A 23193-nucleotide genomic window follows, 5' to 3' on the forward strand; every position below is an offset into this window, starting at 1 on the left:
CACCCACACAACGGAGCACTCTCCAGATGCTGCGCCTCCCGGGGGCCGGCCCCCGCACACCCGGCCATCTCATCTCCGCCGCCGACCTCAGCCGCGACGAGGCCGTCCTGATCCTCGACACCGCCGAGGAGATGGCGCGCGTCGCCGACCGGCCCATCAAGAAGCTGCCGACCCTGCGCGGCCGCACCGTGGTGAACCTCTTCTTCGAGGACTCGACCCGTACCCGGATCTCCTTCGAGGCCGCCGCCAAGCGCCTGTCGGCCGACGTCATCAACTTCTCCGCCAAGGGCTCGTCCGTCTCCAAGGGCGAGTCGCTCAAGGACACCGCGCTGACCCTGGAGGCGATGGGCGCCGACGCCGTCGTCATCCGGCACGGCGCCTCCGGCGCCCCGTACCGGCTCGCCACCTCCGGGTGGATCGACGGCGTGGTCGTCAACGCCGGCGACGGCACGCACGAACACCCCACACAGGCGCTGCTCGACGCCTTCACCCTGCGCCGCCGGCTCGTCGGCGCGGACGCGGGCATCGGGCGGGATCTCGACGGGCGGCGCGTCACCATCGTCGGCGATGTGCTGCACAGCAGGGTCGCGCGCTCCAATGTCCTGCTGCTGCACACGCTCGGCGCCCACGTCACCGTGGTCGCGCCGCCCACGCTCGTACCGATCGGCGTCGAGCGGTGGCCGTGCGAGGTCTCGTACGACCTGGACCGGGTGCTGCCCCAGTCCGACGCCGTGATGATGCTGCGGGTGCAGCGCGAGCGGATGAACGCCGCCTTCTTCCCGACCGAGCGGGAGTACTCCCGCCGCTACGGGCTGAACGGCGAGCGCATGGGCCGCATGCCCGAGACGTCGATCGTGATGCACCCGGGGCCGATGAACCGCGGCATGGAGATCACCGCCGAGGTCGCCGACTCCGACCGCTGCACCGCCGTCGAGCAGGTCGCCAACGGTGTCTCGATCCGGATGGCCGTGCTCTATCTGCTGCTGGGCGGCAACGAGCCCGCCGTCACCCACTCCCGCCCGTCGCCCGCCGCCACCCCTGATACCGAGCGCCCCGCGCACACCCCGAACGCCGAGGAGAACAAGTAACCATGAGCAAGATTCTGATCCGGGGCGCGCGGGTACTCGGCGGCGAGGCACAGGACGTACTGATCGACGGCGAGACCATCGCCCAGGTCGGCACCGGGCTGCCGGCGGACGGCACGACGACCGTCGTCGAGGCCGCGGGCCGGATCCTGCTGCCGGGCCTGGTCGATCTGCACACCCATCTGCGCGAGCCCGGCCGCGAGGACTCCGAGACCGTCCTGACCGGTACGAAGGCCGCGGCCGTGGGCGGATTCACCGCCGTCCACGCCATGGCGAACACCTTCCCCGTGGCCGACACCGCCGGGGTGGTCGAGCAGGTGTGGCGGCTGGGCAGGGAGTCGGGCTACTGCGACGTCCAGCCCGTCGGCGCCGTCACGGTCGGCCTGGCGGGCAAGCACCTGGCCGAGCTGGGCGCGATGCACGACTCCGCCGCGACCGTCCGGGTCTTCTCCGACGACGGCAAGTGCGTGGACGACGCCGTGATCATGCGCCGCGCGCTGGAGTACGTGAAGGCCTTCGACGGAGTGATCGCCCAGCACGCCCAGGAACCGCGGCTGACCGAGGGCGCCCAGATGAACGAGGGCATCGTCTCGGCCGAGCTCGGACTCGGCGGCTGGCCCGCCGTGGCCGAGGAGTCGATCATCGCCCGCGATGTCCTCCTCGCCGCCCACGTCGGCTCCCGGGTGCACATCTGCCATCTCTCCACCGCCGGCTCGGTGGAGCTGGTCCGCTGGGCGAAGTCCAAGGGCTGGAACGTCACCGCCGAGGTCACCCCGCACCATCTGCTGCTCACCGACGAACTCGTACGGTCGTACAACCCCGTCTACAAGGTGAACCCGCCGCTGCGCACCGAGGCCGATGTGACGGCCCTGCGCGAGGCGCTCGCGGACGGCACGATCGACTGCGTCGCCACCGACCACGCGCCGCATCCGCACGAGGACAAGGACTGCGAGTGGGCCGCCGCCGCCATGGGCATGGTGGGGCTGGAGACGGCGCTGTCGGTGGTCCAGGAGACGATGGTCGAGACCGGACTGCTCGACTGGGCCGGGGTCGCCGACCGCATGTCGTTCCGCCCGGCCCGCATCGGCAGGCTCGACGGCCACGGCCGCCCCGTCTCGCCGGGTGAGCCCGCCAACCTCACGCTGGTGGATCCGGCATACCGTGGTGCCGTGGACCCCGCGGGGTTCGCCTCCCGCAGCCGTAACACCCCCTACGAGGGGCGTGAGCTGCCGGGGCGGGTGACCCACACCTTCCTGCGGGGCCGTGCCACGGTCGTCGACGGGAATCTGGCGTGAGTACTGCGAACCTTCTGCTTCCACTGGCCGCCGAACAGAAATCGGCGGAGGTGACCGACTGGGCCGCCCGGATCGGCTGGGTCCTCGGCCTGCTGCTCTTCATCGCCTTCGTGTACTGGCTGATGCGCCAGGGCTGGAAATGGCGCGGCAGCCTCCAGTCCGATCTGCCGGAGCTGCCCGGCGCGCCCGAAGCGCCCGGTGAGGCCAAACTGACCATGAGCGGCCGCTACCACGGCTCCACGACCGCGGGACAGTGGCTCGACCGGATCGTGGCCCATGGCCTGGGCGCCCGCAGCCGCGTCGAGCTGACGCTCACGGACGCGGGGCTCGATGTCGTACGCCCCGGCGCGAACGACTTCTTCGTCCCGGCCGCCCAGCTGCGCGAGGCCCGGCTCGACAAGGGCATCGCGGGCAAGGTGCTGGCCGAGGGCGGGCTGCTGATCGTCACCTGGCAGCACGGTGACAAGCTGATCGACTCCGGCTTCCGCTCCGACCACTCCGCCGAGCACACCGCCTGGGTCGAGGCCATCAACATGAACCAGTTCACGACGACGGAAGGCCCCGCACGATGACCACCTCCACCCCGGGGACCGCCCGCGACAAGGCGACTCCCGCCGTACTCGTCCTGGAGGACGGCCGCAGCTTCCGCGGCCGCGCCTACGGCGCCGTGGGGGAGACCTTCGGCGAGGCGGTGTTCTCCACCGGTATGACCGGCTACCAGGAGACCCTGACCGACCCGTCGTACCACCGCCAGGTCGTCGTGATGACCGCGCCGCACATCGGCAACACCGGCGTCAACGACGAGGACGCCGAATCGCGGCGGATCTGGGTCTCCGGCTATGTCGTACGCGACCCCGCGCGCACCCCCTCCAACTGGCGCTCCCGGCGCTCCCTCGACGACGAACTGGTCGCCCAGGGCGTCGTCGGCATCAGCGGCATCGACACCCGCGCGCTCACCCGCCATCTGCGCGAGCGCGGCGCGATGCGCGTCGGCATCTTCTCCGGCGCCTCCCTGGCCGACGAGGCGACACTGCTCGCCCGTGTCCAGCGGGCCCCCGAGATGACCGGCGCCGACCTGTCCGCCGAGGTCGCCACCGAGCGGGCGTACGTGGTCCCCGCGATCGGCCCCGACGGCGAAGAGCTGCCCCTGGGCACGGCGCGCCTCACCGTCGCCGCGCTGGACCTGGGCATCAAGGGCATGACCCCGCGCCGGATGGCCGAGCGCGGCATCGAGGTGCACGTCCTGCCCGCCACTGCCACCCTCGACGAGGTGTACGCGACCGGGCCGGACGGGGTCTTCCTCTCCAACGGCCCCGGCGACCCGGCCACCGCCGACCTCACCGTCGTCAAGGGCGTGCTGGAGCGCGGCACCCCGCTCTTCGGCATCTGCTTCGGCAACCAGCTGCTCGGCCGCGCGCTCGGGTTCGGCACGTACAAGCTGAAGTACGGCCACCGGGGGATCAACCAGCCCGTGCAGGACCGTACGACCGGCAAGGTCGAGGTCACCGCCCACAACCACGGATTCGCCGTCGACGCACCGCTCGACCGGGTCTCCGAGACCCCCTACGGCCGCGCCGAGGTCTCCCACGTCTGTCTCAACGACAACGTGGTCGAGGGGCTCAGGCTGCTCGACCGGCCGGTCTTCAGCGTCCAGTACCACCCCGAGGCGGCGGCGGGCCCGCACGACGCCGCGTACCTGTTCGACCGCTTCACACAGCTCATGGAGGGCCAGCGTGCCTAAGCGCACCGATATCCAGTCCGTCCTGGTCATCGGTTCAGGACCGATCGTCATCGGCCAGGCCGCTGAGTTCGACTACTCCGGTACCCAGGCGTGCCGCGTCCTCAAGTCCGAGGGCCTGCGGGTCATCCTGGTCAACTCGAACCCCGCCACGATCATGACGGACCCGGAGATCGCCGACGCCACCTACGTCGAGCCGATCACCCCCGACTTCGTCGAGAAGATCATCGCCAAGGAGCGCCCCGACGCGCTGCTGCCCACCCTCGGCGGGCAGACCGCGCTCAACACCGCGATCTCGCTGCATGACGCGGGCACCCTCGACAAGTACGGCGTCGAGCTGATCGGCGCCAACGTCGAGGCCATCAACAAGGGCGAGGACCGCGACCTCTTCAAGGAGGTCGTCAAGGCCGTCCGCGCCAAGATCGGCCACGGCGAGTCCGCGCGCTCGGTCATCTGCCACTCCATGGACGACGTGCTCAAGGGCGTCGACGAACTGGGCGGCTACCCCGTCGTCGTACGCCCCTCCTTCACCATGGGCGGCGCCGGTTCCGGCTTCGCGCACACCGAGGAGGACCTGCGCCGGATCGCCGGCCAGGGCCTGATGCTCTCCCCGACCACCGAGGTGCTCCTGGAGGAGTCCATCCTCGGCTGGAAGGAGTACGAGCTGGAGCTGATGCGCGACAAGCACGACAACGTCGTGGTCGTCTGCTCCATCGAGAACTTCGACCCGATGGGCGTGCACACCGGCGACTCGATCACCGTCGCGCCCGCGATGACGCTCACCGACCGCGAGTACCAGATCCTGCGGGACATCGGCATCGCCGTGATCCGCGAGGTCGGCGTCGACACCGGCGGCTGCAACATCCAGTTCGCGATCAACCCCGAGGACGGCCGGGTCATCGTCATCGAGATGAACCCGCGCGTCTCCCGCTCCTCCGCGCTCGCCTCCAAGGCCACCGGCTTCCCGATCGCGAAGATCGCCGCCCGGCTCGCCGTCGGCTACACGCTGGACGAGATCCCCAACGACATCACCGAGAAGACCCCGGCGTCCTTCGAGCCCACGCTCGACTACGTCGTCGTGAAGGTGCCGCGCTTCGCCTTCGAGAAGTTCCCGGCGGCGGACGCCAGCCTCACCACCACCATGAAGTCGGTCGGCGAGGCCATGGCCATCGGCCGTAACTTCACCGAGGCGCTCCAGAAGGCGCTGCGCTCGCTGGAGAAGGCGGGCAGCCAGTTCGACTTCACCGGCGAGGCGGGCGGCCCCGCCGAGAAGGCCGCCCTGCTGGAGACCGCCAAGGTCCCCACGGACGGCCGGATCAACACCGTCATGCACGCCATCCGGGCCGGTGCCACCCCCGAGGAGGTCTTCGACGCGACGAAGATCGACCCCTGGTTCGTCGACCAGCTGTTCCTGATCAAGGAGTACGCGGACGAGCTGGCCTCGGCGCCCGAGCTCGACCCCGGGCTGCTCGCCGAGGCGAAGCGGCACGGCTTCTCCGATGCCCAGATCGCCGGTATCCGCGGGCTGCGCGAGGACGTGGTCCGCGAGGTCAGGCACGCGCTCGGCATCCGCCCGGTCTACAAGACGGTCGACACCTGCGCCGCCGAGTTCGCCGCGAAGACCCCCTACTTCTACTCCTCGTACGACGAGGAGAGCGAGGTCGCGCCGCGCGAGAAGCCCGCCGTGATCATCCTCGGCTCCGGCCCCAACCGGATCGGCCAGGGCATCGAGTTCGACTACTCCTGCGTCCACGCCTCCTTCGCGCTCAGCACGGCGCCGACTCCTGTGGGGGGCTACGAGACCGTGATGGTCAACTGCAACCCGGAGACCGTCTCCACCGACTACGACACCTCCGACCGGCTCTACTTCGAGCCGCTCACCCTGGAGGACGTCCTGGAGATCGTGCACGCCGAGACGCTGGCCGGGCCCATCGCGGGCGTCATCGTCCAGCTCGGCGGCCAGACCCCGCTCGGCCTCGCCCAGGCGCTCAAGGACAACGGCGTACCGGTCGTCGGCACGCCCCCCGAGGCGATCCACGCCGCCGAGGACCGCGGCGCCTTCGGCCGGGTGCTCGCCGAGGCCGGGCTGCCCGCGCCCAAGCACGGCACCGCCACCACCTTCGCCGAGGCCAAGGCCATCGCCGACGAGATCGGCTACCCCGTGCTGGTCCGTCCCTCGTACGTGCTCGGCGGGCGCGGCATGGAGATCGTGTACGACGAGATCCGGCTCGCCTCGTACATCGCCGAGTCCACCGAGATCAGTCCCACCAGGCCCGTCCTGGTGGACCGGTTCCTCGACGACGCGATCGAGATCGACGTGGACGCGCTCTACGACGGCACCGAGCTGTACCTCGGCGGCGTCATGGAGCACATCGAGGAGGCCGGGATCCACTCGGGCGACTCGGCGTGCGCGCTGCCCCCCATTACGCTGGGCGGCTTCGACATCAAGCGGCTGCGCGCCTCGACCGAGGCCATCGCCAAGGGCGTCGGGGTCCGCGGACTGATCAACATCCAGTTCGCGATGGCCGGCGACATCCTGTACGTGCTGGAGGCCAACCCGCGCGCCTCCCGTACGGTCCCCTTCACCTCCAAGGCGACGGCCGTACCGCTCGCCAAGGCGGCGGCCCGTATCTCGCTCGGCGCCACCGTCGCGGGACTGCGCGCCGAGGGACTGCTGCCGGCCCAGGGCGACGGCGGCACGCTGCCGCTCGACGCGCCGATCTCCGTCAAGGAGGCCGTGATGCCGTGGTCGCGCTTCCGCGACATCCACGGACGCGGGGTGGACACCGTCCTCGGCCCGGAGATGCGGTCGACCGGTGAGGTGATGGGCATCGACTCCGCCTTCGGCACGGCGTACGCCAAGTCGCAGGCCGGCGCCTACGGCCCGCTGCCCACCAAGGGCCGCGCCTTCATCTCCGTCGCCAACCGCGACAAGCGCTCGATGATCTTCCCGGCCCGTGAGCTGGTCGCCCATGGCTTCGAGCTGCTGGCCACCTCGGGCACCGCGGAGGTGCTCAAGCGCAACGGCATCAACGCCACCGTCGTACGCAAGCAGAGCGAGGGCGAGGGCCCGGACGGCGAGAAGACCATCGTCCGGCTGATCCACGACGGAGACGTCGACCTGATCGTCAACACCCCGTACGGCACCGGCGGCCGGCTCGACGGCTACGACATCCGCACGGCGGCCGTGGCGCGCGGCGTTCCCTGCCTGACGACGGTCCAGGCGCTGGCCGCCGCGGTCCAGGGCATCGACGCCCTCAAACACGGCGAGGTCGGCGTCCGTTCCCTCCAGGAACACGCCCGGCGCCTGACCGCGGCACGCGACAGCTAGCCGGCCCGAAGACGGGGGACACCGAAGGCGGTGTCCCCCTCTTTATGAGGTCATGAGGCTCATGAGGTCACGCTTCATGAGGTCACGCTTCATGAGGCCACGCTGCATGAGGCCGTGACGCCGTGAGGCCATGAGGTCTCTTTCGTCATGAGGCCCCTTCGTGGACACGCCACGCCACTCCGTTCGAGGACACATCACTCCATGTACAAGATCTTCTTCAGGCTGGTCTTCCGCCGGATGGACCCGGAGCGGGCCCACCACCTGGCGTTCCGCTGGATCCGGCTCGCCGCCCGTATCCCTGTCCTGCGTACGTTCGTCGCCGCCGCCCTGGCCCCGCGCCACCGGGAGCTGCGCACCGAGGCGTTCGGGCTGCGGATGCACGGCCCCTTCGGGCTCGCCGCCGGCTTCGACAAGAACGCCGTGGCCATCGACGGCATGACGATGCTCGGCTTCGATCACATCGAGATCGGTACGGTCACCGGCGAGCCGCAGCCCGGCAATCCGCGGACGCGGCTCTTCCGGCTCGTCGCCGACCGCGCGCTGATCAACCGGATGGGCTTCAACAACGAGGGCTCGGCCGCCGTGGCGGCCCGGCTGGCGGCGCGCAGGCCCGTCTTCAGGACCACCGTCGGCGTCAACATCGGCAAGACCAAGGTCGTCCCCGAGAGTGAGGCGGTCGGCGACTACGTGCTCTCCACGGAGCGGCTGGCCGGGCACGCCGACTATCTCGTGGTCAACGTCAGCTCGCCCAACACCCCGGGACTGCGCAGCCTCCAGGCCGTCGACCAGCTGCGGCCGCTGCTCACCGCCGTACGCGAGGCCGCCGACCGCACCGTCACCCACCGCCGCGTACCGCTCCTGGTCAAGATCGCGCCCGATCTCGCCGACGAGGACATCGACGCGGTCGCCGACCTCGCCGTGGAACTGGGCCTGGACGGCATCATCGCCACCAACACCACCATCGCGCGCGAGGGGCTCGGGCTGCTCTCGGACCCGGCCCTGGCCGCGGAGACCGGCGGACTGTCCGGCGCGCCACTGAAGGCGCGCTCACTGGAGGTGCTGCGCCGGCTGTACGCGCGCGTGGGCGACCGGATCACGCTCGTCGGGGTCGGCGGCATCGAGAACGCCGAGGACGCCTGGCAGCGCATCCTCGCGGGCGCCACGCTCGTCCAGGGCTACAGCGCGTTCATCTACGAGGGCCCGTTCTGGAGCCGCGCGATCCACAAGGGGCTCGCCGCCAGGCTGGCGGTCAGCCCGTACGCCACGCTCGCCGAGGCCGTCGGCGCCGACACCCGGAAGGTGACCGCATGACCCCCACCGCCACCCCCACCGCCACCCCCGCCGCGGCCCCCGAGGAGCCCTTCGGGGCCCGGCTGCGGCGCGCCATGGACACCCGCGGACCGCTCTGCGTCGGCATCGACCCGCACGGTTCGCTGCTCACGGACTGGGGCCTGACCGATGACATCGCGGGCCTGGAGCGCTTCGCCCGTACGACGGTGGAGGCGCTGGCGGACCGGGTGGCCGTGCTCAAGCCCCAGTCGGCGTTCTTCGAGCGCTTCGGGTCGCGCGGGACCGCCGTCCTGGAGAAGACCGTCGAGGAGGCGCGGGCGGCCGGGGCGCTGGTCCTGATGGACGCCAAGCGCGGTGACATCGGCTCCACCATGGGCGCGTACGCGGCGACCTACCTGGACAAGGACTCGCCGCTCTTCTCGGACGCCGTGACGGTCTCCCCGTACCTCGGTTTCGGATCGCTGCGTCCGGCGCTTGACGCGGCCGCGCTCTCCGGCTCGGGCGTCTTCGTACTCGCCCTGACCTCCAACCCCGAGGGCGCGGAGGTGCAGCGCGCCACCGCCGCCGACGGCCGGCCGGTCGCGCAGCTGATGCTGGACCACATGGCCGCGGAGAACGCGGGCGCGACCCCGCTCGGCTCGGTCGGCGCGGTCGTCGGCGCCACCCTGGGGGACGCGGGGGTCGACCTCGCGATCAACGGGCCGCTGCTCGCGCCCGGTATCGGCGCGCAGGGGGCGACCCCGGCCGATCTGCCGGGCGTGTTCGGCGCGGCGGTCGGCAATGTGGTCCCGAGCGTCAGCCGCGGCGTACTGCGGCACGGTCCGGACCTCGGCGCGCTGCGGGAGGCGGCGGAGCGTTTCGCCGATGAGGTGAGGGCGGCGGTCGGGGGCGCGTAGCGCGTGCGGGAGGACCTGTGCGGGGCGTACGCCGGGGGCGTGCCGGAAGACTTTCGGGAGTGACTCTGAACACCAGGAGAACACCGCTCGGACGCGGACGGGACGCGGACGAGACGCGGACGAGACGCGGACGGAAGGCCGCTGGGACGCCGTTGAAGAGATTCTTGGCCGAAAAGCTGGGCAATATGCCTGAAATGTACGGCCCGATCGACGTTGACCAGGACTTTTCGTCTGTTCTCGCTGACTCCGGCGGCCATGGCCGCTAGTCTCCGTCGAGAGCCAACGTGCAGTGCGTTGCCCGTTGCTCGCCTGGTGTGGGGCGATTAGGTTCCTCACCGGTCCGTATCCGACAGTTCGACATCCGAGGTGACGTAGGCGTGGCTCTTCCGCCCCTTACCCCTGAACAGCGCGCAGCCGCGCTCGAAAAGGCCGCCGCGGCTCGCCGGGAGCGGGCCGAGGTCAAGAATCGACTCAAGCACTCCGGCGCCTCCCTCCATGACGTCATCAAGCAGGGTCAGGAGAACGACGTCATCGGGAAGATGAAGGTCTCCGCACTGCTTGAGTCCCTGCCCGGCGTGGGCAAGGTCCGCGCCAAGCAGATCATGGAGCGGCTCGGCATCTCCGAGAGCCGCCGAGTGCGTGGTCTTGGCTCCAACCAGATCGCCTCCCTGGAGCGCGAGTTCGGCGGCAAGGCCGCCTGACGTTCCCGGGCACTCCCGGGAACCTGGATAATCGCTGCATGGCAGCAGAGGTACGACCGCGGCTGACCGTGCTCTCCGGCCCCTCCGGGGTCGGCAAGAGCACGGTCGTCGCGCATATGCGCAAGGTCCACCCCGAGGTATGGCTCTCGGTGTCGGCCACCACCAGAAAGCCGCGCCCCGGCGAGCGCCACGGCGTCCAGTATTTCTTCGTCACCGACGATGAATTCGACAAGCTGGTCGCCAATGGTGAGTTGCTGGAATGGGCGGAGTTCGCGGGCAACCGCTACGGCACGCCGCGCCAGGCGGTCCTCGACCGGCTGGGCTCGGGCGAGCCCGTACTGCTGGAGATCGACCTCCAGGGCGCGCGACAGGTCAAGGAGTCGATGCCCGATTCCCGGCTGGTCTTTCTGGCGCCCCCGAGCTGGGACGAGCTGGTACGCCGGCTCACCGGCCGTGGCACGGAATCGCCCGAGGTGATCGAGCGCCGACTGGAGGCCGCCACGGTGGAGCTGGCCGCCGAGTCGGAGTTCGATACGACGCTGGTCAACACCTCGGTCGAGGACGTCGCGCGTGAGCTGCTAGCCTTGATGGCAGTTGCATGATCTTTTGTGGGATTTCCTTCCATCGTGAATCCCGCGATTACCGGTTTCTCCCTGAATTTTCTTCGGAAGGCTAGAGAGTGTCCTCTTCCATCACCACGCCCGAGGGCATCATCAACCCGCCGATCGATGAGCTGCTTGAGGCCACGGACTCGAAGTACAGCCTCGTGATCTACGCGGCAAAGCGCGCGCGCCAGATCAACGCGTACTACTCGCAGCTCGGTGAGGGCCTGCTTGAGTACGTCGGCCCGCTGGTGGACACCCACGTCCACGAGAAGCCGCTCTCGATCGCCCTGCGTGAGATCAACGCGGGACTGCTGACCTCCGAGGCCATCGACGGCCCCGCCCAGTAGGCGTACACACTTTTCGGTACAGGCTTTTTCAGCACAGGCCCGGCGGTACGACCGCCGGGCCTGTGGTGTGTCATGTGCATAGGGCCGTGGACGACGGACGAGGCCCGGGGCCGGACGAGGCCCCGGGGACCGACGGGGCCCCCGGGACCGACGGGGCCCCCGGGACCGACGGGGCCCTGCGACGGGCGAGGCCCTGCGAGGGGCGAAACCCTGCGAGGGGCGAAACCCTGCGAGGGGCGAGAGCCCGCGACGGCGGGCGAGAGCTGGCGACGGACTGGCGACGGACGAGAGAGGTGGAGACACGGTGGACAAGCCGAGGGTCGTTCTGGGGGTCGCGGGCGGGATCGCCGCGTACAAGGCGTGCGAGCTGCTGCGACGGCTGACCGAGTCGGGCCATGACGTACGGGTCGTACCGACCGACTCGGCGCTGCACTTCGTGGGGGCGGCCACCTGGTCGGCCCTCTCGGGCCACCCGGTCTCCACCGAGGTCTGGACCGATGTCCACGAGGTGCCGCATGTGCGGATCGGGCAGTCCGCCGATCTCGTCGTCGTCGCGCCGGCCACCGCCGATCTCCTCGCCAAGGCGGCACACGGACTCGCCGACGATCTGCTGACCAATACGCTCCTCACCGCCCGCTGTCCGGTCGTCTTCGCGCCGGCCATGCACACGGAGATGTGGGAGCACCCCGCCACCCAGGAGAACGTCGCGACGCTCCGCCGCCGTGGCGCCGTCGTCATCGAGCCCGCCGTGGGGCGCCTCACCGGCGTCGACACGGGTAAGGGGCGGCTGCCGGAACCGGGAGAGATCTTCGAGGTATGCCGGCGCGTACTGGCGCGCGGCGTGTCCGCGGCCGGTTCCGTGCCCGGCTCCGAAGCCGCCTCGGTGCCCGACCTGGCGGGCCGGCATGTCGTGATCAGCGCGGGCGGCACGCGCGAGCCGCTCGATCCGGTGCGTTACCTGGGGAACCGTTCCTCCGGGAAGCAGGGATACGCCCTGGCCCGTACGGCGGTGGCGCGCGGCGCGCGGGTCACCCTGATCGAGGCGAATACCGGGTTCACGGATCCCGCGGGTGCGGACGTGGTCCATGTCGGGACCGCCGTACAGCTGCGTGAGGCCGTACTGAAGGCTGCGGCGGAGGCCGACGCCGTGGTCATGGCGGCGGCCGTGGCGGACTTCCGGCCCGCCGTCTACGCCGCGGGAAAGATCAAGAAGAAGGACGGTGAGGAGCCCGCGCCGGTGGAGCTGGTCCGCAACCCGGACATCCTCGCCGAGATCTCCGCCGAGCGGGCCCGTCCGGGACAGGTGATCGTGGGCTTCGCGGCGGAGACGGACGACGTCCTGGCCAACGGAAGGAAGAAGCTGCGGCGCAAGGGGTGCGACCTGCTGGTGGTCAACGAGGTCGGGGAGCGGAAGACCTTCGGGGCCGAGGAGAACGAGGCGGTCGTGCTCGCGGCGGACGGCGGCGAGACGGCGGTGCCGTACGGCCCGAAGGAGGCGCTGGCGGATGTCGTCTGGGACCTGGTGGCGCCGAGGCTGGGGGCCTGAGGGCCTGAGGACCCTGGGCTCAGGGACCTGGGCCTGAGGACCTGGGCCTGAGGGCCTGAGGACCTGGGGACCCGGTCGCCCGGCGGCTGAGGGCGGGGACACGGCGGAGGGGGGCGCGCGGTGGGCGGGCGGCCGGGGCCCCGGCCGCCCGCCTTGAGCGCGCCGACTGAACGCGAAACGTGCTGCGCGTGAATTCTTTGTTGCCCCCTCCCGTCCCGTTTCCTGGGCGAATCGCCGCGGTGCCGGGCCGAAATCCGCAGAATCCCGGCGTAGCGCCCCCTGGCCAGGGTCGATGGGCGTATCGCATAATGCAGAGCCGCGGGCGCGGGGCTCCCACAGATCGAGACACTTGCCCCCGTGGCCCGATTCGACCGATAAAGTGGTCGTGGACCGTCGCGGGGCTGCAGCCCTCCGCCGGTCCGCCAATGATCAGCCAGCAGCCGCTGCAACCACAGGGAGCGATGTGTCCCGCCGTCTGTTCACCTCGGAGTCCGTGACCGAAGGTCACCCCGACAAGATCGCTGACCAGATCAGCGACACCATTCTTGACGCGCTCCTGCAGGAGGACCCGTCCTCCCGGGTCGCCGTGGAAACCTTGATCACCACCGGTCTGGTGCACGTGGCCGGCGAGGTGACCACCAAGGCCTACGCGCCGATCGCCCAGCTGGTACGGAACAAGATCCTGGAGATCGGTTACGACTCCTCGAAGAAGGGCTTCGACGGCGCCTCCTGCGGCGTCTCGGTGTCCATCGGCGCCCAGTCGCCCGATATCGCGCAGGGTGTCGACACGGCGTACGAGAAGCGCGTCGAGGGCGACGAGGACGAGCTGGACAAGCAGGGCGCCGGCGACCAGGGCCTGATGTTCGGCTACGCCTGCGACGAGACGCCCGAGCTGATGCCGCTCCCGATCCACCTCGCGCACCGGCTCTCGCGCCGCCTCTCCGAGGTCCGCAAGAACGGGACCATCCCGTACCTGCGCCCGGACGGCAAGACGCAGGTCACCATCGAGTACGACGGCGACAAGGCCGTCCGCCTCGACACGGTCGTGGTCTCCTCGCAGCACGCCTCGGACATCGACCTGGACTCGCTGCTCGCCCCCGACGTGCGTGAGTTCGTCGTCGAGCACGTGCTCAAGGAGCTCGTCGACGACGGCATCAAGCTGGACACCGAGGGCTACCGTCTGCTGGTCAACCCGACGGGCCGGTTCGAGATCGGCGGTCCGATGGGTGACGCGGGCCTGACCGGCCGCAAGATCATCATCGACACGTACGGCGGCATGGCCCGCCACGGCGGCGGCGCCTTCTCCGGCAAGGACCCGTCGAAGGTCGACCGCTCGGCGGCGTACGCGATGCGCTGGGTCGCGAAGAACGTCGTCGCGGCCGGTCTGGCCTCGCGTTGCGAGGTCCAGGTCGCCTACGCGATCGGCAAGGCGGAGCCGGTCGGTCTCTTCGTGGAGACCTTCGGTACGGCCACGGTCGACACGGAGAAGATCGAGCAGGCCATCGCGCAGGTCTTCGACCTCCGCCCGGCAGCGATCATCCGCGACCTCGACCTGCTCCGCCCGATCTACGCCCAGACGGCGGCGTACGGCCACTTCGGCCGCGAGCTGCCCGAGTTCACCTGGGAGCGCACGGACCGCGTGGACGCCCTGCGCAAGGCCGCGGGGGTCTGATCCTTCGGGATCGCCCTTCTGAGATGTGCCGTTGAGGCCCCGGACCGCACGACGGTCCGGGGCCTTCACGTACGAGAACGCCCGGCGCTGGGTCAGAAGCGCACAGTGGATTCCGGCGGGGGCACGGTGCCCGGTCCCGCGCCGTTCATCGCGGGAGAGCCGGGAACGGGCGTCTCGGTAGGCGAGACCGCTTCTTTGAAGTGCTGCCGGAGCTCATTGGCCTGCTCCCCGTCGCGGTATGCGAGTGTCGACGCCACCTGTTCGGCGAGCAGTGTGCTCTCGGGGTCATCTGCCGATAGCCCGGCCGCTCGAAGGAGCTCTGAGAACGCCTGGACGATTTCCGGTTGCACGGGCGATTGCGTGGCTCCTCCTAGAGGGTCCCAGCCGGGGAACTGAGGGTCCGTTCCGTACTGGGGATCCGAGGGCGGTGGGTCCTCCGGGTCCTGTCCGGGAAACCGTGACGGCAGCAGATGGCGGAGTCGCTCCGAAACATCTTCGTCGTTGGCCGCCGAGGTGAGCTGGGCCAGCAGGCCGAGGTCCTTGACGGCCTTGTCGACGCGGTCATTGTTCTTGTGCAGCCACCACACGACGGCGCTGCCGGTGCTCTGCAACACGTCGGTGCCCAGATAGGCTCTGCGGCTCTGCTCGTACTTGCGTTCGTGCTCCCATACTGCCTCGTCCTTGCGGACCGCTGACAGTTTGGCGAGCCGCACTTCATCCTGATCCGAGAGCGTGAGAGTGACCTCTTGGGCCATGGCCTGCACTCGGCAGGCTGAGTCCTCCAGCATGGTGGCCAGAGCCCCGTTGAGCTCGTGCTGCACAAGCGAACCGCGGGAGGGATGACGGACCGCCGTGATGCGAGCCGCGCGTTCCAGCACGGCTTCGACCGCGAGGCCGCTCTGGTTGACAGGTGGTGAGCCGGACGGAGCCGAGAGAGGGCACCAGCGGACAGTGGCGGACAGGAAGAAGTCGTAGTCGGCGAGTTGACTGGGAAGAGCGACGTCGGTAATGCGCAGTTCACGGCGCTCCACGGGAGGTAGTGGCCTGTCCGGCTCCTGGAGGTACTGGGGCGGGAAGGGATCTCGGTCGCGTTTGTCGAGACGTAGGGCGGTCACGAACGCTCCGGTCAGGACCAGGGCCGCTGTCGGCCACGCCCAGTGTGGCCAGCGGGTGGAGTAGCCGACGATGGTCAGGATCAGGCCGCAGATGAGGGTGAGGAAGACCGTCACGGTCTTGTGGCCGGAGCTCATGTCGTTGTCGTCTCCCGCGCGAAGGGGGTCTGGGCACGTAGGGCGTCGCTGATCTTCAGGAAGAGACGGCCGGGTAGGGCTTGGGTCCTGGCATCCTGGATCGGCTGCGCCGCTGCCCAGCGGCGGCCGACGCGATACAGCATCCCGAGCTGGTCTCCGCGTTGCCGGCACGCGCTGACCAGCACATCGAGGAAGTGCTCGGCGAAGGGAGAGGGCGTGCAGGCCGCGTTCAGCCACCTATGTGCGAGACCGGTCCATCGTTCCGCAAGAAGCGTGCCGAACACGGTGGACCATCCGGCGACGAGATCGTTCCGTACCGCCGATTCCGCGATGAGGGGACGGGAACGGGCCCCGTAATCGCTGAGCTGCTCCGGAACACCGAATCTCAGGAAGAGATCGGTGTCTTCCGTCAGGAACTCCTTGGTATTCGGTCCGGCGGCGGATGCGAGAGCTCTCGCGAGGCGGGCCAGTATCCGGCGGCGCAGCCGGTGGTCGTCGTCCACGAGCTGGACGAGTGCGTCGACAGCCAGGCCGCTGGGTTTCTCTCGGCGCGCCAGATGGTGCAGCCGCACCAACGCCGCGTGGGGATGTCGCACGGCCATGTCCTCGTGACAGACCTCGACGAGTACCCGCCGCTGTGCCATCGAGAGGTGCTGGCTCGTCGACCAGTGCAGGATGCGCTTGCGGAACTTGGCACCGTATTCCCGGTTGTGGAGGCCGTGGCTGAGAGCGCGCGCGGCCGCACGCAGTTGGGGAAGGTTGCCAGGGGTACGAGACCAACGCTGCGAGAGAATGATCAGGTCGTCGGGGCGGCGGGATGCGAAGGATTGTTCGGCGAACCGTTCGACGAGCGCGTCCCGATCGGGCTCGTCCAGTTCCGGCAGGCTCACGACTTCCCCGACCCAGTCCCGCAGGGGGCCTCGCAGATCGGGAAGGTCATGCCACACCCGGGTTCGGAGAGCCGCGTCGATCTCAAGACCTGTGAAGGTGACGCGTCCGTTGTCATCGGTCCGGGCCTCGATGTCGGTCAACCGTTCGGAAAGAGGCCGGTGTTGCAGAGCGGGCCGAGTCTGTGCCGTTGGATCCACGGCAGCGAGCAGGAGCGACGCCGAACGGTGAACGGCGTCGCCGCGTGCTTCGTGCAGCATGGCGGTAGCCACGAGCAGGGCTCGTGGCGCCCCTTTGCGAACAACCCTCAGCAGCCGAGCCGCGTGCACTGGCTGTCCCCGGAAGGCGTCGAGGGCCAGGTGGCACCAGACATCGAAGGAACCGCCATCGGCCGCTGCCCGGCACAGATACTGGGCGAAGGTCGCGACGTCGCTCAGTGAGGGGCTGGGATCGAGGAAGTCCTTGAGCGCACCACGAGGAGGATCCGCGAGAGTCGGGTCGATCCCACCTGAGCGCATATGCCGCTTGATGATGTCCAGTTCCATGCCGGGCGGCCGGGAGATGACGTACCGCAGATCCGCTAGTTCGGAGGTGAGGAGGTGCCCCATTCCGGGCGGCAGGATCAACACCATTCCTGCTTGACGCTGTTGGACCGACGCCCGGAACGATGACAGCTCTTCTCGCACCCTCCGCCAGCACTCCTCGTCCTTCTCGGAAAGGTCGAGGAGCAGCCGGTCCTCATCCCCGACCAGTCCATGGTCCAGAAGGAGGGAGGAATTTCTCTCCTCCTCGCCGAGCAGAAGTTCCTGTACCGGGCCCTGTTCGTGGGGGAGTCGGCGCAGCAGCATTCTGGCTGCCGCGTTCCGCCCGTCGCCCTTTTTGCCCTCCAGGAGAACCGTGCCGCGCATCTTGAGCTTCTCGACGGCGTCCTCGAAGCCGACCGGAGGTTCGAAACGCTCGTACAGCCAGAGAAGGTCCTGCGTCGCTACGGTGCGAGGTGTCCTGCCGCGGGAGTCCCTCGCCAGTGACCCCGGAACCTGATACCGCTCGTTCATCAGTTGCACGTTGATGGTCTGGTCGCCGGGACCCGTGTGCGTGGCAATCCCCGACATCTCTCCGATCCATGTCTTGGTCGCCTCGCTCATCGAGCGTCGTCCCGACGTCGGCGTGGTGCGTCGAAGGATTGCCGATTGCCACCACCACTCTGATTCCCGGCCACGTAGGACGAGTTGTCGCCCGACAGATGAGGCGCGTGATGGTGCTGGTCGCCGGATCCCGTGTGCAGAGTGCCGTGAGCCTCTCGGATGACTGTGCCACCGATGTCGCCGGTGATGTCCCTGGCCTGGACCGCAGTGCCACCGCTCACCGCACCCATCGAGTACTGCGTCGCGTCGGGCTGCGGTTGTTGCTGAGCCCGTAGCCGCGCCTCCGCGTCGGCCAGCGCCGGCACCCGTTCGCGGAGTACGTCTCCGAGGTGAGGCAGGTCGGTCTCCGCTGTCTGGGAGTCGTACCGGACCGACTGGCACCGGGCGAGTTTGCGCAGTGCCGACGGCAGTGCCGCCGGCCGCAGCCGTTTGGTCTCGCGCCCCACGAGCACCGGAACAACGGGAATGGCACATCGAAACGCCTCAAGGATCTCCCGGCGTACCCAGTCGTCGCGGTCGAGGAGCCGGGGGGAATCGGCCCAGCGCGCGCCGATCAGCGCGACGAGAACGGAACTGGTCCTGACTCCTGTCAGCAGCGCGTCGTCCCACAACGCACCGGGGCGAATGGATGTGCCGGACCGGAAAATCCGCCCCTTGCCGAAGCGCCTGGTGAGCTCCCGTTCGATGGCGACGGCGGTTTCTTCTCCGTCGCCTGTCCGGTAGTTGATGAAGACGTCGGCCATGACGTGCTGTCCTCTCATACGAAGGATGGGCCCGAACGAGCCCATGGGAAACACCGCATCCGTGCCCGGGGCCCGGAAGATTCTCAGAAGACGTCTGCGGCGGGGGAGAGCGAGAAGGCCAGAAGAGGCGCCAGGGTCCGTACGGCCGGATTCCTCGGATGGCGGCCCAGCGTCCGCGAGAGCCTGCGAAGATCGAGTGCGATGGTCGCGGAGCCGACTATGTGAGCCGCGCTCAGCAGTTCGCGGGCGATGGCGCAGGCGTGTTCGATTTCTCCGGCCAACGCGTGAGCGAGGGCCCGTCGCGCGCCGTAGCGCGCCTGCGTCCGCATCGCCTCGGCCGGTACTCGCCGGATTTCCTCGTCCAGGATCTTCGAGGCCTGTTGTGGCCTGCCCAGATCGAGCAGACACCAACCGGTGATCATCGCCACCGGATCGGTGAGATGAGTCGTGCCCAGTACGGGACCCTCGTCCACCCGGGAACCCTGGGCCAGCAGACCACGAGCACGGTCCAGTTCGCGCAGACACGCGGTCTCGTTCCCGGCGAGCGCATGTCCCTGCGCCTCGCGCTGAGCGGCGAGGCCGCGGATTCGGTGCGGAAGCCGGGACGACCTGGCGCCCTGGGCCAGCGCGACGGTCCCGGCTGCGTCTCCGGCGTAGTACGCGACGAGTCCTCTGCGTACGAGAGCGTATGAGGCGAGACTCTCGTCGTCGGACGCGGCGGCGAGTTCCACCGCGTATTCCGTCCACCGCAGGGCGGCCTGTTCCTCACCGGCCTCCTGCGCCATCCACCCGGCAAACTCGGCGTACCGTGCGCAGAGGGTGAGCAGCCCGTGGCCTGTGCGGGGACCGCTTCTGACGGCCAGCGCTCGCAGAGTGCGGGTCTGCTCCGCCAGCGCGGGGACAACCGCTCCCGGTGGCGCTGTCTGCCCCAGCCGGCGGAATTGATCGAAGAGCGCACTGGAGGCGTCGAGCAGTGTGCCATCGGTCAGAAGATCAACCGGAGGCCGGCTCTCCGGCACCGCTGTCCCGAGGGCTGCGGCCGCGCCGGCACCGAGTATCTGTCGTCGTCCAGGCGGGTCCCACCCCGAGGACGTGCGCCCCGTGCTGGGCGCGGAATCCTCGGAACGGAGTCGCTCCGGTACGAGCGCGATCAGAGCGCCTCCGCATTCGAGCGCGCCGTCGCAGAGGCGAGCCAACTCGGGAGTGGGGCGCTTGTGTCCCGTCTCCACTTTGCTGAGCTGGCTCTTGCTGTAGTGGATCAGTGAGGACAGTTCGGTGAGCGTCATTTCGGACGCCAATCGCGCCCGTCGTAATTCACTGCCGAATGTGGATGGCTGTTTCAGCACGTGCTTCTCCCCCTGATGCTGTTCAGCGCCCGGCTCCCATGCGCCGTACGTCGTCGCTCGAGCCTCGTCGTGGCTGTGCCCCTGGAGCAAGGTGGTCGGCTGAGTTTCCCGTTTCCGCTTTGGAGGCAACCGAAATCTCTTGTTCCTGTCGAGAGAGCGATATCGGCCATTCGCAAGCCAGGACTCCGGCGGGCGGCCGACGGCGGTCGGGTGGGCGTGTGGTGTGGACGGGTCCCCCCCGGTGGGGCGGGGGGTGTCTGTGCTGTCTGGTAGGTATGACGCTGTGAGCAGCGACGACAGGCAGGCCGAGGATCCCGCGGGAGGCGGGCCTGAGCAGCTTGCGCTGATTCGGGAGAGCGTGCGGAAGGCCAAGGTGCCGCGGGCGAAGCCGCGGACGTGGCGGGGGGCCGCGCTGGCCGGGGAGTTGCCGGTCGCGCGGGTGGTGGTCAACAAGGGCGTGCTGCACCTTGATCAGTTCTTCGACTACGCCGTGCCTGAGGAGCTTGATGAGGCCGCGCAGCCGGGGGTGCGGGTGCGGGTGCGGTTCGGGGCCGGGGCGCATCAGGTGCGGGGCGGGCGGCGTGAGGGCGGGCGGCTGATCGACGGGTTCGTGGTCGAGCGGCGGGCCGAGTCGGACTACTCCGGGCCGCTCGCCGCGCTCGCCGGTGTCGTATCGCCCGAGCCCGTGCTCAGCGCGGAGCTGCTGGGGCTGGCCCGTGCCGTCGCCGACCGGTACGCGGGAAGCCTGGCGGATGTGCTCCAGCTCGCGATTCCGCCGCGGAACGCGCGTGCCGAGTCGAAGCCCTCCCCGGAGCCGCTGCCGCCCCCCGCCGCGCCCGAGGCCGGGAGCTGGGAGCGGTATGTCAACGGGCCCGCCTTCCTCGCCGCGCTCGCCGGCGGCGGTGCGCCCCGGGCCGTGTGGACCGCCCTGCCCGGCCCCCAGTGGGCCGACGAGCTGGCGCGCGCCGTGGCGGGGGCGCTGGCCTCGGGGCGGGGCGCGCTCGTCGTCGTACCGGACGGGCGGGTCGCCGCCCGGGTCGACACGGCGCTGACGGCGCTGCTGGGCCAAGGGCGGCACGCGCTGCTCACGGCCGAGGCGGGGCCCGAGAAGCGTTACCGGGAGTGGCTCGCCGTACGGCGCGGAGCGGTCCGGGCGGTCGTCGGGACCCGCGCGGCCATGTTCGCGCCGGTACGTGACCTGGGGCTGGTGGTCATCTGGGACGACGGCGACGGCAGCCACAGCGAGCAGCACGCACCCCAGCCGCACGCCCGCGAGGTACTGCTGCTGCGGGCCGCGCACGACAAATGCGCCTTCCTGCTGGGCGGCACGTCCTGCACCGTCGAGGCGGCCCAACTGGTCGGCACCGGCTGGGCACTGCCCCTCGCGGCCGGCCGTGAGCAGGTGCGTACGGCCGCGCCGCTCGTGCGTACCGTCGGTGACGGCGAGCTGGCGCGGGACGAAGCGGCGCGCGCCGCGCGGCTGCCCAGCCTCGCCTGGCAGGCCGTCAGGGACGGACTGAAGACCGGGCCGGTGCTGGTGCAGGTGCCCCGGCGCGGCTATGTGCCCCGGCTAGCCTGCGAACGATGCCGTACGCCCGCCCGTTGCCGGCACTGCGCGGGGCCGCTGGAGGCGCCACGGGAACGGGAGTTGCACTGCGGCTGGTGCGGCCGGGACGAACCGGCCTGGCACTGCGCGGAGTGCGGGAGCACGCGGCTGCGCGCCCGGATCGTGGGGGCGCGGCGTACGGCGGAGGAGCTGGGACGGGCGTTCCCGGCCGTCCCCGTCCGTACGTCGGGACGCGACCACGTGCTCGATTCCGTCCCCGGCCGCCCCGCACTCGTGGTCAGCACCCCCGGCGCCGAACCGGTGGCCGAGGGCGGTTACGCGGCCGCGCTGCTCCTCGACGGCTGGGCCATGCTCGGGCGGCCGGATCTGCGGGCGGGGGAGGAAGCCCTGCGCCGCTGGATACAGGCGGGTTCGCTGGTGCGCGGACAGAGCGAGGGCGGCACGGTGGTCGTGGTCGCCGAGCCGACGCTACGGCCCGTACAGGCGCTGGTGCGCTGGGATCCGATGGGGCACGCGCAGCGCGAGCTGGCGGAACGGGCCGAGCTGGGGTTTCCGCCGGTGTCGCGGATGGCGGCGGTGCTCGGGCGGGGGGAGGCGGTGGCCGCGTTTCTGGTGGCCGCCGAGCTGCCCGCCGACGCGGAGGTGCTGGGGCCCGTGCCGATGCCGGTCACGGATCCGGGCAGGCCGCGCAGGGCGGGCGACGCGCCGGTGGGGGAGCGGTGGGAGCGGGCGTTGGTGCGGGTACCGCCGGGCAGTGGGGCCGCGCTCGCCGGGGCGCTGAAGGCGGCGCAGGCGGCGCGGCTGGCCCGGGGCGGAGGAGATCCGGTACGGGTGCGGATCGATCCGCCGGACATCGGGTGAGGCTCCGTCTCCCGGCGCTGCGTCTCCCGGCGGTGCGTCTCCCGGCGGTGCGTCTCCCGGCGGTGCGTCTCGCGGCGGTGCGTCTCGCGGCGGTGCGTCTCGCGGGCTCGGCGGTGCGTCTCTCGGCGGTGTGCTTCCCGGTGGCGGCGTCGTGGTGCGGATGCGGTGCGGATGCGGTGCGCCGCGCTTCCCGGCGGCGCTGGGGTCCGGGCGTGCGGCTGGGCTACGGGGCCGCCCCACCCCGCCGCCCGGGATGAGGGGGCGGGGCGGGGCGAAGACTCCTTCGGTCAGCCGCCCCTCGGGCCCGGGAAGACGTTCGGGCGGGGTTCTTCCCGGAGGGATTGCGTGTTGGCCGTCGGCTGCGGCGGCATCGACCGCGCCGCCGGGACCGCGGCCGGTACCGTGGCGCGCGGCGTCGCGGGGTCCTGCGGGCGGTCCGCCTCGGGCGCGGTCGGCTGCTGGGCGGTGCGGCGCGTACCGTAACGACGGTGCACCGCCTGCTTGGTGACGCCGAGCGCCGAACCCACCGCGTCCCAGGAGAAGCCCAGCGAGCGGTCGAAGTCCACCGCGGCGGTCACCAGGGTCTCTACGCTGTCCCTCAGCTCCTGCGCGAGCCGTACGGTCGGCGCGGGTGCCCTGCCGTACACGACGAAGCCCGTCGAAGGACCCGATCGCCGCGGGCGGTAGACATTGCCCAACTGGGCGGTGAGGGTGCGCAATGCGTCCACCTGCCGCCGGACCCGCTCGATGTCGCGCACCAACAGGTGCAGACTTGCTCGGGCTTGGGCGTCGTGGGTTGCGTGGTCGGCCATGAACAAGCCTCTCGAACCGGCGTTGAAAAGGATCCGGGCCGCACCGGTGCGGCCCGTGCTGGTCAATCTCTCTTG

At 70.3% G+C, this 23193-nt stretch carries 18 protein-coding genes; 13 read left to right on the forward strand and 5 right to left on the reverse strand.

Annotation, left to right across the window (positions count from 1 at the left end; genetic code table 11):
- Window positions 1-26 precede the first annotated feature (26 nt).
- From ACZ7LS_RS20425 to metK, 12 genes are all read left to right on the forward strand, one after another.
- Window positions 27-1088 carry an aspartate carbamoyltransferase catalytic subunit gene (locus ACZ7LS_RS20425; RefSeq protein ID WP_382527462.1) on the forward strand — a complete coding sequence of 354 codons (1062 nt, stop codon included), beginning with the start codon at window positions 27-29 and terminating at the stop codon, window positions 1086-1088.
- Between the two features lie 2 nt (window positions 1089-1090).
- Complete coding sequence (locus ACZ7LS_RS20430; protein WP_382527465.1) at window positions 1091-2380, forward strand: dihydroorotase; 1290 nt, start codon at window positions 1091-1093, stop codon at window positions 2378-2380.
- Window positions 2377-2952: a PH-like domain-containing protein gene (locus ACZ7LS_RS20435; RefSeq protein WP_382527467.1), complete on the forward strand. Its 576-nt coding sequence runs from the start codon at window positions 2377-2379 to the stop codon at window positions 2950-2952. The genes ACZ7LS_RS20430 and ACZ7LS_RS20435 overlap by 4 nt, the downstream gene beginning before the upstream one ends.
- Window positions 2949-4121 (forward strand): glutamine-hydrolyzing carbamoyl-phosphate synthase small subunit, encoded by a 1173-nt coding sequence (gene carA / locus ACZ7LS_RS20440; protein WP_382527470.1) that lies wholly within the window; start codon window positions 2949-2951, stop codon window positions 4119-4121. The genes ACZ7LS_RS20435 and carA overlap by 4 nt, the downstream gene beginning before the upstream one ends.
- Entirely contained in the window at window positions 4114-7449 is a 3336-nt protein-coding gene (carB, locus tag ACZ7LS_RS20445; RefSeq protein ID WP_382527473.1) for a carbamoyl-phosphate synthase large subunit, read from the forward strand. Before carA ends, carB begins: the two co-directional genes overlap by 8 nt.
- Window positions 7450-7650: 201 nt before the next feature.
- The gene (locus ACZ7LS_RS20450) at window positions 7651-8760 is read left to right on the forward strand and encodes a quinone-dependent dihydroorotate dehydrogenase (protein WP_382527476.1); all 1110 of its coding nucleotides are present in this window, start codon (window positions 7651-7653) and stop codon (window positions 8758-8760) included.
- Window positions 8757-9635, forward strand: a complete 879-nt coding sequence (gene pyrF / locus ACZ7LS_RS20455; protein WP_385134933.1) for an orotidine-5'-phosphate decarboxylase — start codon at window positions 8757-8759, stop codon at window positions 9633-9635. Before ACZ7LS_RS20450 ends, pyrF begins: the two co-directional genes overlap by 4 nt.
- 377 nt (window positions 9636-10012) lie before the next feature.
- Window positions 10013-10336 (forward strand): integration host factor, encoded by a 324-nt coding sequence (locus ACZ7LS_RS20460; protein WP_030355512.1) that lies wholly within the window; start codon window positions 10013-10015, stop codon window positions 10334-10336.
- A 38-nt stretch (window positions 10337-10374) separates the two neighbouring features.
- Window positions 10375-10938, forward strand: coding sequence for a guanylate kinase (gene gmk, locus ACZ7LS_RS20465; protein WP_382527482.1), 564 nt, complete (start codon window positions 10375-10377; stop codon window positions 10936-10938).
- A 77-nt stretch (window positions 10939-11015) separates the two neighbouring features.
- Window positions 11016-11288 carry a DNA-directed RNA polymerase subunit omega gene (gene rpoZ, locus ACZ7LS_RS20470; protein ID WP_030355514.1) on the forward strand — a complete coding sequence of 91 codons (273 nt, stop codon included), beginning with the start codon at window positions 11016-11018 and terminating at the stop codon, window positions 11286-11288.
- Window positions 11289-11592: 304 nt separating this feature from the next.
- On the forward strand, window positions 11593-12834 hold the full coding sequence (gene coaBC / locus ACZ7LS_RS20475) for a bifunctional phosphopantothenoylcysteine decarboxylase/phosphopantothenate--cysteine ligase CoaBC (protein WP_382527486.1): 1242 nt from the start codon (window positions 11593-11595) through the stop codon (window positions 12832-12834).
- Window positions 12835-13297: 463 nt separating this feature from the next.
- On the forward strand, window positions 13298-14506 hold the full coding sequence (gene metK, locus ACZ7LS_RS20480; RefSeq protein WP_382527489.1) for a methionine adenosyltransferase: 1209 nt from the start codon (window positions 13298-13300) through the stop codon (window positions 14504-14506).
- 92 nt (window positions 14507-14598) lie between these two features.
- Here metK and ACZ7LS_RS20485 read toward each other — a convergent pair whose 3' ends face one another.
- The 4 genes from ACZ7LS_RS20485 to ACZ7LS_RS20500 all read right to left on the reverse strand — a co-directional run bounded on the left by ACZ7LS_RS20485 (window position 14599) and on the right by ACZ7LS_RS20500 (window position 19878).
- Complete coding sequence (locus tag ACZ7LS_RS20485; RefSeq protein WP_385134931.1) at window positions 14599-15756, reverse strand: hypothetical protein; 1158 nt, start codon at window positions 15754-15756, stop codon at window positions 14599-14601.
- Window positions 15753-17789, reverse strand: coding sequence for a hypothetical protein (locus tag ACZ7LS_RS20490; RefSeq protein WP_385134930.1), 2037 nt, complete (start codon window positions 17787-17789; stop codon window positions 15753-15755). The genes ACZ7LS_RS20485 and ACZ7LS_RS20490 overlap by 4 nt, the downstream gene beginning before the upstream one ends.
- Complete coding sequence (locus tag ACZ7LS_RS20495; RefSeq protein ID WP_382527496.1) at window positions 17786-18532, reverse strand: toll/interleukin-1 receptor domain-containing protein; 747 nt, start codon at window positions 18530-18532, stop codon at window positions 17786-17788. The genes ACZ7LS_RS20490 and ACZ7LS_RS20495 overlap by 4 nt, the downstream gene beginning before the upstream one ends.
- A gap of 83 nt (window positions 18533-18615) precedes the next feature.
- Complete coding sequence (locus ACZ7LS_RS20500; protein WP_382527499.1) at window positions 18616-19878, reverse strand: helix-turn-helix domain-containing protein; 1263 nt, start codon at window positions 19876-19878, stop codon at window positions 18616-18618.
- Window positions 19879-20161: 283 nt separating this feature from the next.
- Between ACZ7LS_RS20500 and ACZ7LS_RS20505 the strand changes: the two genes are divergently transcribed.
- Complete coding sequence (locus ACZ7LS_RS20505) at window positions 20162-22306, forward strand: primosomal protein N' (protein ID WP_382971042.1); 2145 nt, start codon at window positions 20162-20164, stop codon at window positions 22304-22306.
- Window positions 22307-22593: 287 nt separating this feature from the next.
- Here ACZ7LS_RS20505 and ACZ7LS_RS20510 read toward each other — a convergent pair whose 3' ends face one another.
- Window positions 22594-23118: a hypothetical protein gene (locus tag ACZ7LS_RS20510; protein WP_382527505.1), complete on the reverse strand. Its 525-nt coding sequence runs from the start codon at window positions 23116-23118 to the stop codon at window positions 22594-22596.
- Window positions 23119-23193: the final 75 nt, after the last annotated feature.

Source organism: Streptomyces sp. NPDC039430 (assembly GCF_055639435.1).